General features: G+C 68.2%; 14 protein-coding genes and 1 pseudogene. 9 read left to right on the top strand and 6 right to left on the bottom strand.

What is annotated here, in order from left to right; all coding sequences use genetic code 11:
- Positions 1 to 8: 8 nt before the first annotated feature.
- The 3 genes and pseudogenes from MTY59_RS04350 to MTY59_RS04340 all read right to left on the bottom strand — a co-directional run bounded on the left by MTY59_RS04350 (position 9) and on the right by MTY59_RS04340 (position 3168).
- Positions 9 to 2572: pseudogene (locus MTY59_RS04350) on the bottom strand (ADP-ribosyltransferase).
- A gap of 4 nt (positions 2573 to 2576) precedes the next feature.
- Positions 2577 to 2867 (bottom strand): WXG100 family type VII secretion target, encoded by a 291-nt coding sequence (locus MTY59_RS04345; RefSeq protein WP_221044581.1) that lies wholly within the window; start codon positions 2865 to 2867, stop codon positions 2577 to 2579.
- The gene (locus tag MTY59_RS04340) at positions 2860 to 3168 is read right to left on the bottom strand and encodes a WXG100 family type VII secretion target (RefSeq protein ID WP_221044580.1); all 309 of its coding nucleotides are present in this window, start codon (positions 3166 to 3168) and stop codon (positions 2860 to 2862) included. The genes MTY59_RS04345 and MTY59_RS04340 overlap by 8 nt, the downstream gene beginning before the upstream one ends.
- Before the next feature lie 59 nt (positions 3169 to 3227).
- Between MTY59_RS04340 and MTY59_RS04335 the strand changes: the two genes are divergently transcribed.
- The 7 genes from MTY59_RS04335 (at position 3228) to MTY59_RS04305 (ending at position 9420) form a co-directional block, all read left to right on the top strand.
- Positions 3228 to 3497: a glutaredoxin family protein gene (locus MTY59_RS04335; protein WP_221044579.1), complete on the top strand. Its 270-nt coding sequence runs from the start codon at positions 3228 to 3230 to the stop codon at positions 3495 to 3497.
- A 125-nt stretch (positions 3498 to 3622) separates the two neighbouring features.
- Positions 3623 to 4993 (top strand): glutamyl-tRNA reductase, encoded by a 1371-nt coding sequence (locus MTY59_RS04330; protein ID WP_221044578.1) that lies wholly within the window; start codon positions 3623 to 3625, stop codon positions 4991 to 4993.
- A 13-nt stretch (positions 4994 to 5006) separates the two neighbouring features.
- Entirely contained in the window at positions 5007 to 5954 is a 948-nt protein-coding gene (gene hemC / locus MTY59_RS04325) for a hydroxymethylbilane synthase (protein WP_221046251.1), read from the top strand.
- A 23-nt stretch (positions 5955 to 5977) separates the two neighbouring features.
- Entirely contained in the window at positions 5978 to 7639 is a 1662-nt protein-coding gene (locus MTY59_RS04320; RefSeq protein WP_221044577.1) for a bifunctional uroporphyrinogen-III C-methyltransferase/uroporphyrinogen-III synthase, read from the top strand.
- Positions 7639 to 8619: a porphobilinogen synthase gene (gene hemB / locus MTY59_RS04315; RefSeq protein ID WP_221044576.1), complete on the top strand. Its 981-nt coding sequence runs from the start codon at positions 7639 to 7641 to the stop codon at positions 8617 to 8619. The genes MTY59_RS04320 and hemB overlap by 1 nt, the downstream gene beginning before the upstream one ends.
- A 13-nt stretch (positions 8620 to 8632) precedes the next feature.
- Positions 8633 to 9178, top strand: coding sequence for a DUF3093 domain-containing protein (locus MTY59_RS04310; RefSeq protein ID WP_221044575.1), 546 nt, complete (start codon positions 8633 to 8635; stop codon positions 9176 to 9178).
- Complete coding sequence (locus tag MTY59_RS04305; protein ID WP_221044574.1) at positions 9175 to 9420, top strand: hypothetical protein; 246 nt, start codon at positions 9175 to 9177, stop codon at positions 9418 to 9420. The genes MTY59_RS04310 and MTY59_RS04305 overlap by 4 nt, the downstream gene beginning before the upstream one ends.
- Here the strand turns inward: MTY59_RS04305 and MTY59_RS04300 are convergent.
- On the bottom strand, positions 9417 to 9857 hold the full coding sequence (locus tag MTY59_RS04300) for an STAS domain-containing protein (RefSeq protein WP_221044573.1): 441 nt from the start codon (positions 9855 to 9857) through the stop codon (positions 9417 to 9419). The genes MTY59_RS04305 and MTY59_RS04300 overlap by 4 nt on opposite strands.
- Positions 9858 to 10226: 369 nt before the next feature.
- Here MTY59_RS04300 and MTY59_RS04295 point away from each other — a divergent pair, with 369 nt between their 5' ends.
- Positions 10227 to 11462 carry an acyltransferase family protein gene (locus MTY59_RS04295; RefSeq protein WP_221044572.1) on the top strand — a complete coding sequence of 412 codons (1236 nt, stop codon included), beginning with the start codon at positions 10227 to 10229 and terminating at the stop codon, positions 11460 to 11462.
- A 90-nt stretch (positions 11463 to 11552) separates the two neighbouring features.
- Positions 11553 to 12239 carry an Rv0518 family GDSL lipase gene (locus MTY59_RS04290; RefSeq protein ID WP_221044571.1) on the top strand — a complete coding sequence of 229 codons (687 nt, stop codon included), beginning with the start codon at positions 11553 to 11555 and terminating at the stop codon, positions 12237 to 12239.
- Positions 12240 to 12495: 256 nt separating this feature from the next.
- On the opposite strand, the gene MTY59_RS04285 is transcribed toward MTY59_RS04290, so the two are convergent.
- Together MTY59_RS04285 and MTY59_RS04280 are read right to left on the bottom strand one after the other, a co-directional pair.
- On the bottom strand, positions 12496 to 14661 hold the full coding sequence (locus MTY59_RS04285; protein ID WP_221044570.1) for an acyltransferase family protein: 2166 nt from the start codon (positions 14659 to 14661) through the stop codon (positions 12496 to 12498).
- A 9-nt stretch (positions 14662 to 14670) separates the two neighbouring features.
- A complete protein-coding gene (locus tag MTY59_RS04280) occupies positions 14671 to 15534 on the bottom strand; it encodes an alpha/beta hydrolase (RefSeq protein WP_284145683.1) in 864 nt (287 codons plus the stop codon).
- Positions 15535 to 15934 lie beyond the last annotated feature (400 nt).

Raw genomic sequence — 15934 nt, 5'->3', positions numbered from 1 at the left:
ACAGTTAGTCAGCGCTCGATCATTTCGATGATCGTCCTACCTGTCTGGGGATCCACTATCTTGCTTACAACATAAAATTTTGACCCCGCTGGAAATAGTATCTCTTGCTCGCCGGGAAACATGGACACGGAAGAAACATCACGTCCTGTAGTCGACCAGATCCTGAACTCGGTGTTTCCGGCGAAAGTAGGCGATTGGGCCACCGTATGGTCCGTTGAGGTGCTAGTAAAGGCAGGCTCCGTAATTATTTCACCGGGGCGGTACTGTTCGAGCACATCGGCCGGCAAGTTTGTGCCTCGAACTACGGCGCCTTCATACATCGGGAGTTTCTTCAATGCTTTGTGCAGTGCGTCAACACGGGCCTGTTGAGATGCGTCCAACGCGCCTTCCCTGAGAGCAAAATTCAAGTCTTGGTATCCCGGCCCAGTGTAGTGAGCGAGCGCGGCGAGATCATGCGAGTTAAGCGCGTGCAGTGGTAAGTGGTGGTCGCTGCCGTCGTCCGGACCCGGGTCGTGCGGTCCGTGGCCGGTGGGGTCGTTCGGATTGCCGTCGGACGGACCATGCGGACCGCCTTCTCCTGGGCCGTGCGGTGTGCCGTCGCGGGGTGGGTGCGAACCGGGCGGTTCATGCCCATCGCCAAGGGGATGTGGCCCGTGGCCGTCGCCGGGCGGATGTGGACCGGTGGCTTCAGGGGGATGTGGATCGCCGCCGCCGTGGGGCTCGCTGGGAGGGACGCCCGGTTCACCGCCGTGCGGAACTTCACCCAGGCCGGGAGGTGCTTCGGCGGGGACCCCGCCACTCATCGGAGCAGACGGCGGCCCAGGCAGGTGCGGCGCCGCAGGAGCCGCAGGTGCAGACCCTGGAGGCGGACCGGCGTAGGGAGCCGGCGCTGCCGGAGGTTCAACGGGAGACGCCGCCGCGTGGGCGGGGACGGGCTCGGGTGGTTTCGAATGGGGAAGCGGTGCGTCCCCGGCAGGCGCGGGCGCCGGTGTCCTCCCGCCGGGCTCGGCCGGCGTCGCGGTTGGTTTGGGCGGCTCGGCAGCAGGGGGTTTTTCGACCGGTGGTGGCTTGGATTCCGTTGGGCTGTGCGGCAGTGGACCGTCGGGGGGGCCCGGCGCCGGCTTGCCCGAGAGGCCCGGCTTGCCCTCTGGCGGGGGCGCCGGATGGCCCGATTCCTGCGGCTTGGGGGCGGCCGGGGTCGGCTCCGCTGGAGGCTTGACCGTCGGCGGCTTGAGAAGTTCGGGCGGCTTCTTCAAGCCTTTCAGCGCATCTGCCGCGGTGTGCCCTACTTTGCCCAGCTTGGAGAGCGGTCCACCGGGCAAGGCCAGAGTTCCCACGTCGAAGATCGATTTCCCGAGCGCTTCGGCGGGGTTCGTGCCCCACTCGTCCCAGTGGGTGATGTCCTTACCCAGCGCTTTCCACGACTCGGCGACTCCCGGCCCTCCGTCGGGTCCCAAGCCGACGAGCGTCCCAGCCCCGGCAACCATGCCGCTCATGGTTTCGCCGTAACCCTTCGGGTCGAGCATGGCGTGGAATTGGCTAATCTCGTACAGACCTTTGAGCAAATCCCCGCCCTCGACGCCGACCCCTTTGACAACCTGGCCCACCTGATTGAATGCCTTGCCGACCGGCGTCCCGTGCAAGAAGTGGTCCCACTCTTTGTCCGCCCAGTGGGCCATGTCCTCAGTAGCGGTGGCGGCCGCCGACATGGTGGCCTTGATCTGGTCGCCGAGCGTCTCGGCTTCCTGGGAAAAGCTGTCGACCACCGTTTTGATGTCGTCGGCGATCCTTTTGATCTCGTCTTCGTCTTCGTCGGTCAGCAGATCCCAGACCTCTTTGATCCCGGTCAGGGGATCGCAGATGCGCGACAACAGATCCAGGATGGCTGCGTGGACCTTATCGATCTTGGCCGCATAGCTGTTGAGTTGCGCGGCGATCGTTTGGCACTGCTGCGCAACGCTTGTGGTGGCGCCGGACGCGTCGGCAACGCTTTGTTGATGGCGGCGCCCTCGGGAATCTGCTGCCCGGCAATGGCGGCCATCGTGCCCCCGTCGGCCGCGATCTCGGTCGTCATGAAGTTGACGCCCGCGGTCGTCCACGCCGCCGCGGCGGCGCGCAATTTCGCCGAATCGCCAGTGGGCCAAATCATTCCGATGTATGGCGCGACCCAGCTCCAGCCCGCCGGGGCGCTGCTACCGGTGCCGACGGCCGACGGTGGCCGGGCCCCTACGGTCAACGGCCCGGTCACCGGCGGTGTCGGCAGGCTCCCGGCGCGGCCCGCGATGTCCGACATCGCCTCGGCTAGCGCATAGTTGTGTGCCGACATCCGCACGCCGTCGCCGATGCTGCACAGCCCGTTGCGGGTACTGGTCATCGCCTCGATCACCTTGGCCGCTGCGCCGTCGTATGCACGGCCCGGCGCCGCGCCCACCGGATCGTCGCCGGCCATGCCCGCGCTGCCGGCCAGCGCCGTGGTCAAGGCCGAGATCACCGACCCCAACGAAACACCGGTGGCCACTACCGTGGCACCGGCGCGGTCTAAGGCAGTCGGGTCACACGCCAGCGGCGCCATGTATTCACGACCACATACCGAGATTCGTCGACATCGCGCCCGTGTAGTTGCCGTGCGCGGTCGTGGCCACCTTCTCCAGTTGCGCCAGCGCTTCGCGCATCATCGCCTCGCCGCGAACCCAGTGCTGATGTGCCTCGGCATGAGCGCCCGCGGCCGCGCCCGTCCACGATGAGTGCAAACGCGTTACACGAGAATCGATTTCGCCGATCATGTCTTCGGCATAGCGTTGGAAAGCCGCCATCCGCTGCACCGCGTCGGCCAACGCCTGCGGATCGACCCGAAACGCCTCAGCCACCGCGCACCGCCCGCTCCGCCTGGGCGGACCCCGCCTCGTTGCTCTGATACGCCTCGCCGGCCTGGCGCACCAGGTGCGCCAGCATCGACAACCCGAGCTCTACCTCGCGGGCGCCCTTATGCCACAGCTCCCACGCGGATCCGTACGCGGTGCCCGCCGCGCCCTGCCAGCCGCCCAACATCTGACCCACCTGATCGTCGAGCTGGGACAGCTGGGCGGAAAGGTGCTCGGCCGCACCGCTGAGCGAGACGGCTGCGCCCTGCATGACGACGGGATCGACCCGCAGCGTTTCGTCGGCCATAGCCGGAACATAACGCCTGGTAGACGGCCTCACAAGTCACCGATGACACACTGGTGCCCATGACTGAGGCGACCGGCCAGCCGCAGGTGGAGCTGTTGACCCGCGACGGCTGCACCATCTGCGAGCGCGTGCATGCCCGGTTGGTCGAACTGGCCGGTGAGTTGGGCTTCGCGTTGTCGATGACCGACGTCGACGCGGCGGCTGCGGCGGGCAACACCGCGCTGCGGGCCGAGTTCGGCGACCGGTTGCCGGTGATCCTGCTCGACGGCCGCGAACACAGCTACTGGGAGATCGATGAGCCCCGGCTGCGGGCCGATCTCGGCGGCTGACCTGGTCCGCGCCGCCCTGTCGGCCAGCGCGGGGCAATTATTTGGTAGCCCAGCTGATAAACGTTTACCGTGGACAGCAGTTCAGTTACTGGAGGAAGCAAGGGAGCTGGCCAGGTGATGCTGCCGTGAGCGTCTTGCTCTTCGGGGTTTCGCACCGTAGTGCGCCGGTCTCCGTCCTGGAACAACTCAGCATCGACGAGGCCGATCAGGGCAAGATCGTCGACCGGGTGTTGCAGTCGCCACTGGTGACCGAGGCGATGGTGCTGTCGACATGCAACCGGGTCGAGGTCTACGCGGTGGTGGACGCGTTCCACGGCGGGTTAGCGGTGATCGGGCAGGTGCTGTCGGAACAGTCCGGGATGTCGATGACCGACCTCACCAAATATGCGTACGTCAGGTACAGCGAGGCCGCCGTCGAGCACCTTTTCGCGGTCGCCAGCGGGCTGGATTCCGCGGTGATCGGCGAGCAGCAGGTGCTCGGTCAGGTCCGTCGCGCGTATGCCAACGCCGAGACCAACCGCACCGTCGGCCGGATTCTGCACGAACTGGCCCAGCGGGCCCTGTCGGTGGGCAAGCGGGTGCATTCCGAGACCGCCATCGACGCCGCCGGCGCCTCGGTGGTGTCCGTCGCTCTGAACATGGCCGAACGCCGCCTCGACGGGCTGTCGGGCAAGACCGCCGTCCTGGTCGGCGCCGGAGCGATGGGCGCCCTGGCCGCGGCCCACCTTTCTCGTGCCGGCATCGGACAGATCCACGTGGTCAATCGATCGCTGTCCCGGGGCCAGCGCCTGGTCCGCAAGATCCGCGACGCCGGCGTGCGCGCCGACGCCTTGCCCCTGGACCGCCTGCCCGACACCCTGGCGGGCGCCGACGTCGTCGTCAGCTGTACCGGCGCGGTGACCCCGGTGGTCTCGCTGGCCGACGTGCACCACGCGCTGGCCGCCGCGCACCGCGACGAAGAGGCGAACCCGCTGGTGATCTGCGACCTGGGCATGCCGCGCGACGTCGACCCGGCGGTGGCCGGTCTGCCCGGCGTCTGGGTCGTCGACGTGGACCGCGTGCAGCACGAGCCCTCGGCCCACGCCGCGGCCGCGGACGTCGACGCCGCCCGAACCATCGTCGCCACCGAAGTTGCTGCCTATCTGGCCGGACAGCGGATGGCCGAGGTCACACCGACGGTCACGGCGCTCCGGCAACGCGCCGCCGATGTGGTCGAAGCGGAACTGCTGCGCCTCGACAACCGGCTGCCCGGGCTCGAGAGCGCCCAGCGCGAAGAGGTGGCCCGCACCGTGCGACGGGTAGTGGACAAGCTGCTGCACGCGCCGACCGTGCGGATCAAACAGCTGGCCAGCGCGCCCGGCGGCGACAGCTACGCCGAGGCGTTGCGCGAACTCTTCGAACTCGACCAGACCGCCGTCGATGCCGTGGCTGCGGGCGAATTGCCAGTCATTGCAAACGGATTCGATGCGGATACTCCGCAGCAGACCGCCGAGTAGGCGATTGGCGAACGTGATCCGGATAGGCACCCGGGGCAGCCTGCTAGCCACCACCCAGGCCGGGGGCGTCAGAGACGCTTTGATCGCGCTGGGACACCCTGCGGAGCTGGTCACCATCAGCACGGAGGGGGACCGCTCGTCGGCGCCCATCGAGTCACTCGGGGTGGGTGTCTTCACCACCGCACTGCGCGAGGCCATGGAGGAGGGCCGCGTCGACGCAGCCGTGCATTCCCACAAGGACCTGCCGACAGCCGACGACCCGAGGTTTGCTGTGGCCGCCATACCGCTGCGCAACGATCCGCGCGATGCGGTGGTCGCGCGCGACGGACTGGTGCTGGCGGAGTTGCCGGCCGGTTCGCTGGTGGGCACTTCGTCGCCGCGGCGGGCCGCGCAGCTTAGGGCATTGGGTCTCGGTTTGGAAATCCGCCCCCTACGAGGCAACCTAGATACCAGGTTGAACAGGGTAAGCAGTGGTGATCTCGACGCGATCGTGGTAGCCCGGGCGGGACTCGCCCGGATCGGTCGCCTCGACGATGTCACCGAGACGTTAGAGCCGGTGCAGATGTTGCCAGCACCGGCTCAGGGCGCGCTCGCCGTCGAATGCCGTGCCGGTGACAGCCGGTTAGCGGCAGTGCTGGCGGAACTGGATGACGCCGACACGCGTGCGTCGGTTACCGCGGAGCGAGCCCTGCTGGCCGAACTGGAGGCCGGTTGCTCCGCACCGGTGGGCGCGATCGCCGAAGTGGTCGAATCCATCGATGAGGAAGGCCGGATCTTCGAAGAGCTGTCGCTGCGCGGTTGCGTGGCGGCGCTGGACGGGTCCGACGTGATCCGCGCGTCCGGTATCGGCAGCCCCGGTCGGGCACGAGAGCTTGGGCTTTCGGTGGCCGCGGAGCTGTTCGAGCTGGGCGCCCGAGAGCTGATGAGCGAAGCGCGGCAAGACCCGGCGCGAGGAAATTAAATGCGAATTACGTGGGAGCGACAATGACGACGCGAGGGCGTAAGCCGACACCCGGCCGCATCACGTACGTGGGCTCCGGCCCGGGTGATCCGGGGCTGCTGACGACCCGGGCCGCCACGGTGCTGGCGAACGCCGCTTTGGTGTTCACCGACCCCGACGTGCCTGAGCCGGTGCTGGCCCTGATCGGCAAGGACCTGCCACCGGTGTCCGGCCCGGCCCCGGCCGAGCCGGCCGCCACCAACGGCGATGGCGGTTCCGACCAAGGCAAGACACAGCCGGCGGTGATCTCCGGCGGTCCCGATATCCGCCCGGCGCTGGGTGACCCCGCCGAGGTGGCCAAGACACTGACCACCGAGGCGCGGACCGGCGTCGACGTGGTGCGGCTGGTGGCCGGCGACCCGCTGACGGTCGACGCGGTCATCACCGAGGTCAACGCCATCGCGCGGAGCCACTTGCACATCGAGATCGTGCCCGGGCTGGCTCCCAGCGATGCCGTCCCGACGTATGCGGGGCTGCCGCTGGGCTCCGCGCACACGGTCGCCGACGTGCGCGACCCACATGTCGATTGGGAAGCGCTGGCCGCGGCGCCCGGCCCGCTGATTCTGCAGGCCACGTCGTCGCATCTGGCCGACGCGGCGCGCACCCTGATCGAGCACGAGCTCGCCGAGAACACGCCGTGCGTGGTGACCGCGCAGGGCACCACCTGTCAGCAGCGTTCCATCGAGACCACGCTGCACGGCTTGACCGACTCGGCGGTGCTGGGCGGTACCGACCCCGCCGGCCCATTGATCGGTCCGCTGGTGGTGACCATCGGCAAGACGGTGGCCAACCGGGCGAAGCTGAATTGGTGGGAGAGCCGCGCGTTGTACGGCTGGACCGTGCTGGTGCCCCGCACCAAGGACCAGGCCGGGGAGATGAGCGAGCGGCTGACGTCCTACGGCGCGCTGCCGATCGAGGTGCCGACCATCGCGGTCGAGCCGCCGCGCAGCCCCGCCCAAATGGAAAGGGCCGTCAAGGGTTTGGTCGACGGCCGCTTCCAGTGGGTGGTGTTCACGTCCACCAACGCGGTGCGTGCGGTGTGGGAGAAGTTCGGCGAGTTCGGTCTGGACGCGCGCGCGTTCTCCGGAGTGAAGATCGCGTGTGTGGGCGAGTCGACCGCCGACCGGGTCCGGGCGTTCGGGATCAGCCCCGAACTGGTGCCGGCCGGCGAGCAGTCCTCACTGGGTCTGCTCGACGACTTCCCGCCCTACGACAGCATTTTCGACCCGGTCAACCGGGTGCTGCTGCCGCGCGCCGACATCGCCACCGAGACGCTGGCCGAGGGTCTGCGCGAACGCGGTTGGGAGATCGAGGATGTCACCGCCTACCGGACGGTGCGGGCCGCTCCGCCGCCGGCGGAAACGCGGGAAATGATCAAGACCGGTGGGTTCGACGCGGTGTGCTTCACGTCCAGCTCCACGGTGCGAAACCTGGTCGGCATCGCCGGCAAGCCGCACGCACGGACGATCATCGCCTGCATCGGTCCCAAGACCGCGGAGACCGCGGCTGAATTCGGTCTGCGGGTGGATGTCCAGCCCGAGACCGCCGCGGTTGGCCCGCTGGTCGACGCGCTGGCCGAACACGCCGCGCGCTTGCGCGCCGAGGGTGCGCTGCCGCCGCCGCGCAAAAAGAGCCGCAGGCGCTAGTGGCCTACCCGCGGCACCGTCCGCGCCGGCTTCGCACCACCCCGGCTTTACGCCGTTTGGTGGCCCAAACGTCTTTGGAGCCAAGGCATTTGGTGTTGCCGATGTTCGTCGCCGACGGTATCGACGAACCACGGCCCATCACGTCCATGCCGGGCGTGGTGCAGCACACCCGTGATTCGTTGCGCAGTGCGGCCGCCAGTGCCGTCGCCGCGGGCGTGGGCGGACTGATGCTGTTCGGCGTGCCGCGTGACGAGGACAAGGATTCGATCGGGTCGGCCGGGACCGACCCTGATGGCATCCTCAATGTCGCGCTGCGGGACTTGGCCAAGGACCTCGGCGAGGCCACCGTGTTGATGGCCGACACCTGCCTGGACGAGTTCACCGACCACGGACATTGCGGCGTCCTCGACGACCGGGGCCGGGTCGACAATGACGCAACCGTGGCCCGGTACGTGGATCTCGCTGTGGCGCAAGCTGAATCGGGCGCCCACGTGGTGGGGCCGAGCGGCATGATGGACGGACAGGTCGGCGCGATTCGCGACGGGCTGGACGCCGCGGGCTGCACCGACGTGGCGATTCTGGCCTACGCCGCCAAGTTCGCCTCGGTGTTCTACGGCCCGTTTCGTGAGGCGGTGGGTTCCAGCCTCTCCGGAGACCGGCGCACCTATCAGCAGGAGGCGGGCAACGCCCGCGAGGCGCTGCGCGAAATCGAGCTCGACCTTGACGAAGGCGCCGACATCGTGATGATCAAGCCGGCGATGAGTTATCTCGACGTGGTCGCGGCCGCGGCGGACGTTTCGCCCGTTCCCGTCGCCGCCTATCAAGTGTCGGGGGAGTACGCGATGATTTGCGCTGCGGCCGCGAACAATTGGATCGACGAGCGGGCCGCGGCGCTGGAGTCGCTGACCAGCATCCGGCGCGCCGGAGCCGATATCGTTCTCACCTATTGGGCCGCAGACGCGGCAGGGTGGCTCTCGTGAGATGGGGCTTGCGATGACTACCGACGCGGACACCGAACCCAAGCGGTTGTTCTACGAACCCGGCGCCAGCTGGTGGTGGCTGGCGTGCGGCCCGGCCGCGGCGGTGTCAATGGTCCTGATCGAGATCTGGAGCGGTGCCCCGGTGTCGCTGGCCGTGCCCGCGATCTTCCTGGTGCTCGTATCGGCGTTCCTGGGAATACAGGTGAAGGCCGCACGCATCCACGTCTCGGTCGAGCTCACCGAGGATGCCCTGCGTCAGGGCACCGAAACGATCCTGGTCCGCGAAATCCTCAAGGTGTATCCCGCGCCCGAGAACCCCGAAGCCTCCGAGAATGACCTGGCGCGGTGGCAGTCGTCGCGGGCTCTCGGCGAACTGGTTGGCGTGCCGCGTAAGCGTGTCGGCATCGGTCTCAAGCTCACCGGCGGGCGCACGGTCCAGGCCTGGGCGCGTCGCCATCGTCAGCTGCGCGCCGCTCTGACCCCGCTGATCCAGGAGCGGGTGGAGCCCACCCGATCGATCGACGGGGACCGGGACGACGACACCGGGACGGCGCAATGAACACCCGCTTCCGCGCACTGCTCGAGCTCGGGCTGGCCTGCGCTGCGCTGGTGTGCTCGGGACTGACCTGGTGGAACTCGCATCACACGGTGATCGTGGCTCCGATCGCCGACGGGCAGCCCTCCACCACGTCGCTGATCTACGACCCGCAGCTGCTGCTGCTGACGCTGGTGCTGTTGACCAGCGCAGGGGTACTGGCGATCGCCGGGACCGCCCGGCTGCGACGCGCGCTCGGGCGCTAAGGCGTCTTCCTGACGAACGGTAACGCCATCCGGCGGCGCAGCACGATGGCATCGGCTCGATCCTGCAGCGCCTCGTGAACCGAGCGCATAATCGGAAAACTGGCGTCATGACCGGTGTCATCCAGCACTTGGGTCACCGCTGAGCTGGCCACCAGCGTCCAATCCACCCCGGCGGCACGACAATCGGCATCGAACGCGTAGAGCAGTGAGATGCCCGCCTCAGCAAATTCGTTGACATCGGCAACGTCGAGCACCACCGGGTTTTCTCCGAGCGTGAAGCGCGCAATGTGGTCGCTGATGCGATCGACATTTTCCTCGTCGATTTCGCCGCGAATGTGCACCACCGTCGCCAGGTGGCGGTGGTGCGCCCGGACCTGTGCGCCGCCGCAGTCGAACACGCAGTTGTCGTGGCCGGCTTGGCTGCCTGCGGCCGTCATGAGGACCCCTCACTGTCCGTGGCGCGTGCGCCGCCCTCCGCAGGCGTCTGCACGCCACCAAAGGGTGTCTATGACGCTAGGCCGCAAGCCTAAGGAGACTGGAAGCCGTGTCTAACGCTTTGCTAAGAAGCCACCCGGGGCCTACCGCGAATCGGCGGCTGAGCAAACGCCCAGCGGGCTATCGTGGCCGTAGGATTACCCCGGAAGTCCGTTTGCCACACCACAACCGTCCACCCATGCCACCGATTGCGCTGCTAGGCTGCCTAGGCTGCCGGTTGCTAGTCGGGGGGCTTGGTACAAAGGCGAGATTTCCCGCTCAGCCGAAGTAGCAGCAGAACGAAACGGCAGGATTGGGACGGGAAGAGCAGCGTGCGGGGCGGAGAGATCAAGGGCGAGATCACCGCCCTGACGGGGCTCCGTATCGTCGCCGCGCTGTGGGTGGTGCTGTTCCACTTCCGGCCGATGCTCGGCGACGTGTCGCCCGACTTCCGCGACGCCCTCGCGCCGGTGCTCAACTGCGGCGCCCAAGGCGTCGACCTCTTCTTCATTCTCAGCGGGTTCGTGCTGACGTACAACTATCTCGACCGCATGGGCCGGTCCTGGTCGACCCGCGCGACCCTGCACTTCCTGTGGCTGCGCCTGGCCCGGGTGTGGCCGGTGTACCTGGTCACCTTGCACCTCGCCGCGCTGTGGGTGATCTTCACCCTGCACGTCGGTCATGTGCCGTCGCCGGACGCCGCCTCGCTCACCGCGATCAGCTACGTGCGTCAGATCCTGTTGGTGCAGTTGTGGTTTGTGCCGTTCTTCGATGACTCGAGTTGGGACGGGCCGGCCTGGTCGATCAGTGCGGAATGGCTGGCCTATGTGCTCTTCGCCGTCCTGGTGCTGGTCCTGTTGCGGATGAAACAGGCGACCAGGGCGCGCAGCCTCATGGTCCTGGCCTTCGCGGCATCGCTGCCGCCCGTGGTGATGTTGCTCGCCAGCGGCCACTTCTACACGCCGTGGAGCTGGCTGCCCCGCATTGTCACGCAATTCACGGCGGGCGCGCTGGCCTGTGTCGCGGTGCGCAGGCTGCGGCTGAGCGATCGTGGCCGCCGCGTCGCAGGATACGTCTCCCTGTTGCTCCTGGCCGGTATGGTCGGCGTGCTGTATTGGTATGGCGCGCACCCGATATCGGGAGTGGTGGAGAACGACAGCGGCGGCGTCGTGGACGTGTTGTTCGTGCCGCTGGTGATATCGCTGGCCATCGGGCTCGGCAGCCTGCCGCGGGTATTGTCGACGCGGGTGATGGTCTACGGCGGCAAGATCTCGTTCTGCCTGTACATGGTGCATGAGCTGGTGCACACCGCCTGGGGCTGGGCCGTGGAGCAATTCGAGCTCCCGACGCTGGATAACCCGTGGAAATGGAACGTCACCGGCCTGCTCGCGATCGCCCTGGTCTTCTCGGTGCTGCTGTATCACGGTGTCGAAGAGCCGGCCCGCCGTTGGATGCGCAAGATGGTCGACGTCAGGGCCGTCAGCGCGCGAAGCGATCCCGGCGATTCAAACAGTAAGCTGCATCCGATCGACCGTCCGCTGGAAGCGGTTTCGGCCCGCGCGGTGTGATGGCCGCCTCAGCGGCCGGCCGCGTCTCACGGGGAATACATGATGAGGACGCGGCGGCACCCGACGATGCCGTTGACAGTGGAGGTGAGAGTGAGTCGTCTGGCCACCTTTCTCATTGGGTTGAGTTTTCTGGCGGGCGTAGGCATCGCATACCCGGCGCAGGTGCGCACCTACGAGACACTGACGCTCGACTTCCGGCTGAATCATGTGGCGGTGGTGGGGGATTCGTATACCACCGGAACCGATGAGGGCGGCCTGGGCTCCAGATCGTGGCCGGTGCGCGCCTGGCAGGTGCTCGGTTCGCGGGGTTCGCGGATCTCGGGCAGCGTGGCGGCCGAAGGCAGAGCCGGTTATGCCACACCCGGCGACCACGGCAGCATCTTCGAGGACCTGACCGCCAGGGCGGTCCAGCCCGACGACGCGCTGGTGGTGTTCTTCGGCTCCCGCAACGACCAGGGTGTCGATCCGGCGACCCTGACCGTAAAGACCAACGCCGCGTTGGATGTGGCCCGCCAACTCGCGCCGGCGGCGCGGTTGCTGGTGATCGGACCGCCGTGGCCGACCGCCGATGTGCCGCCGTCGATGTTCCTGATTCGCGACGTCCTCGCCGGCGCTGCCGGGGCCGCGGGGGCGACGTTCATCGACCCGATCGCCGAACACTGGTTCGTCGGCCGTTCCGACCTGATCGGTGCCGACGGCGTGCATCCGAACGACGCGGGGCATCAATACATGGCGGACAAGATCGCGCCGCTTATCCGCACGCAGCTGTCGACCTGACTCAGATGCGGCGGGCGGCTTCCCGGGCAAGCTGAACCCGCGATGACACAGCGAGTTTGGCGTAGACGTGGGCCTCAGTCGTTGACGTGCCGCTCGTAGTCCCAGCGCTCCAAGCGGTCTTGCACGTGCAGGAAGGCGATCCCGGCGAAGGGCGCGGTTAGCGCGATGCAGACCAGCAACAGCGGAGACATGACCCTAAAACCTCCAAAAACCCTTCACTGATCTGACGTTGGTCAGCCACGACAAGTTCATTCACTTACCTTTTCGCCAGGGCTCGGTCCGCGAGCGCACCCATCAGCGGTGCCACCAACTGCGCGTACTCGGTTGTCACGTGGTTGTCGTCCCGGAACACCAGGGTGTTGCCGACGATGAGGGGGCAGCGGTCGGGGGTGCAGAACATGTCGGTCAAATCGGCGTACTGGCCGCCGCTGCGGGCAATCGCCGCCTGCTCGGCGGCGATCCCGTCGGCGTCGGACGCCGCGGGTTTGGTTGGCGTACAGGCGTTCACGTCGTCGAGGTGGGCGGACAGGCACGCCGGCGCGGACGAGTGCGGGTCGGGTGCGGGCCCCAGTACCAGGACGGTCGCGCCGGTGCCGCGCAGCTGCGCCACGGTGCGTCCCAGGGAGTCGATCCACGCCGGGTCGTAGGAGGTGAAGCCGAAATCCCCGCCGTAGCGCCGGCTCATGTCCAGCACGATCAGGCGGGGGTGTTCGGCGTTCATCCGGCCCATGATCTGGGTGCGCCACTGTTCGCACTCGGTGTACTCGCGGCCCAGATACGGGCTCGTGATGTGCAGGTCTTGCAGCGGGCAGGTCACCTTGGCCAGCGTCTCCAGCCGCCAGTGCCGCTGCTCGGCGAGCTGCTCGAAGGCCGGATTCCACATGGCTGCGTGCGAGTCGCCGATCAGGGCGACGGTGGTGGGCGAGGCGGTGTCGCCCGTCGCACACTCGCTTTGTCCGACGTCGCGCCAGGACCGTACGCAGCCGTTGACGAAGACGGCGGCCTTGTCGGCGGGCGCCTTGGCCAGCGGCGGGTCCAGGTTCGACGGGACGGCTCGCAGGCCGACGGCCGCCGCGAGCGCCACCCGCGCCTGGTCGAACGCCTGACGCACCGCCGCCTCCTGGGGGCTGACGGCGGGGACGTTGGCCGGGGGCGTCGCAATGATGTTGGCGCGCGGGGCGGCCACCCCGTGGCCGACCGGGGCCGGGATCACGTTGAGCAGCAGCATGCATGCGCACGCGGTGGCGGCACTGGCGCCGCCCGCCACGGCCAGGCTGACTTTCGCCGACCGGCGCAGCGCCGCGGCGAACCGGCCCGGATTCTCCACCAGGTGCAGGGTGATGACGGCGAGCCCGGCGGAGACGGCCGTAGCGCTGAGCCTGGCCGGTAGCCCCGCGGGCTCGCCGAGCAGCGCGGGCATCAACAGCAGCACCGGCCAGTGCCACAGGTACCACGAGTAGGAGATCCGGCCGATGGCGCGCATCGCCGGCCGGCTCAGCAAGCGACCGGGTCCGAGCCCGCCGGTGACGGCGCCGCCGCCGATGATCAGCGCGGTGCCCAGCACCGGCAGCAGCGCCTCGGTGCCGGGATACGCGGTGTGGGAGTTGAGTTGGGTGCAGGTCAGCAGGATCAACCCCAGGCCGCCCCAGCCGGCGATCGACGCGGTCCGCAGCGACAGCCGGCGCCACTGCTGCAGAGACAGGGCCACCAGGCCGCCGGCGGCCAATTCCCAGGCGCGGGTGGGCAGCGAGAAGAACGCCCACGACGGCGATGTGCGGGTCCACAGCGCGCCCGCCGTCAACGACGCCGCGGCGACCACCGCGAGGACCACCGCATAAGGGGTCGGGCGCGTCGCGGCCCCGCGAAGGAGCGGGATGCACCGGACCGACCAGGCGACGGCGATGATCAGCACCGGCCACACCAGGTAGAACTGTTCCTCCACGCCCAGCGACCAGTAGTGCTGGAACGGCGACGGGGCGTCGGAGGCCAGGTAGTCGGTGCCTCGCTGCGCGAACCGGTAGTTGCCGACGTACAGCGCGCTGGCGATGCCGTCGAGAAACACGCTGCGCGCCTGCAGCGGGGGCAGCACCGCGGCCGCGCCGATCGCGGTGATGGTGCCGACAATGGCCGCGGCCGGCAGCAGCCGCCGGGCGCGCGCACCGTAAAACCGGCCCAGCCGAACGGTATTCGTGGTGCTCGCCTCGCGGAACAGCAGTCCGGTGATGAGGAAGCCGGAGATGACGAAGAAGACGTCCACTCCGATGTAGCCGCCGGTGATGCCCGGGATACCCGCGTGGTAGAGCACGACGGCGATCACCGCGACCGCGCGCAGCCCCTCGATGTCGGGCCGGAATCCGCTTCGGGAGGTCCGCCGCGCAGGTGAGTGCGGGCTGCCGGCGACTGATTCCTCCCGAAGTGTCATCTGCGTGAACTAGGTCGCCATCCAGGCCAGTTCACCGGGCAATTGGCTGCGCCAGTAGGCGACGTCGTGTCCGCCGAGGGAGAAGCTGCCCGCCGGTTGGGTCTTCAACTGGTAGGCGAATTGCTTTGTGGCGAAATAGAAGCGGTCGAAGTTGCCGCAGTCCACCCGCAGCGGAATCGCATTCAGCGCCGGCAGGCCCAGCACGCTGTTCTGCACAAAGTCGTCGTTGCTGTCGAACGCCCCCGGCGCACTCAGCGGATAGGAGGTGTACAGCGCCGGGCTGATCGCGCAGATGCCGGCGGTCCGTGCCGGACCAAGCTTGGCGCCCAGGCGCAGCGCCCCGTAGCCGCCCATCGACCACCCCATGAAACCGACCCGGGAGGTGTCGAAGCCCATCGTGGACAACATCGGCAGCAGCTCGTCGAGCACCATCGCGCCGGAGTCCTCGCCGGAAGTCCTTTTGTGCCAGTACGTGTTGCCGCCGTCCACACCGACCACCGCGAACGGCGGTTTGCCCTCCTTGGCCAGTTGGGCCAGCCGGTCCGGGACGCCCATGTCGAGCATCTGGTTGGCGTCGCCGTCCACGCCGTGCAGTGCGATCACCGGGCGCAGCGAACCGGTCTGGCCCGGCGGCATGGCGATCACATAGTTGGTCTTGATCCCCCCACGCGCGGCCGAAACGAACGACCCGGTGAGCCGGGTCGGCAGGGCCTTGCCCGCCGTCGGCGGCTCGAACGGCGCGGGCGTCTGCGGCAGCGTCGCGGCGCGCGAAGCGGCCGGGGCCAGCAGGGAGCTGAAGCTGAGCACGCCGGTGGCTCCGAGGCTGGCACCGGCGCCCATCCGGAGCACCGCTCGGCGTGTGAGATCAGGCATGATCGCAATAATGCCGCCCTGAGCGGGGATTACCCGCCGAGCCACGCCGTATTGGAAGCATTGTGTGATCTGGTGTGATCTTCCGGTGCCGAAGCGGTGATCTTTTCGGCCGTCCGACGGCCGCCCGGCGCGGCCGATGCCGGCGCCGAGTTGCGGCATCGCACGAGATCGTGATCATCGTAGCGCCGAATCCGCCGGTTGCCGCCGTCCGAATTATTGCGATCGTATTGCCTTCTGGGACAGGCGGAGACGCGGTCATGTCCGGCCGCCCGCCCGGCGCCCCGCCGTTGCGGCCCGGCGCGCGCGGCCGGCGGCTACCGCGGTGATGGCGGTGTCCGGGCGGGGATGCAATCTCGCAGGTTTCAACCCTCCCTCGCCGGCGCCGACTTGAAGAAGGATG

The organism is Mycobacterium senriense, from assembly GCF_019668465.1.
Lineage (GTDB): Bacteria > Actinomycetota > Actinomycetes > Mycobacteriales > Mycobacteriaceae > Mycobacterium > Mycobacterium senriense.
This window is presented reverse-complemented; position numbering and strand designations above follow the sequence as displayed.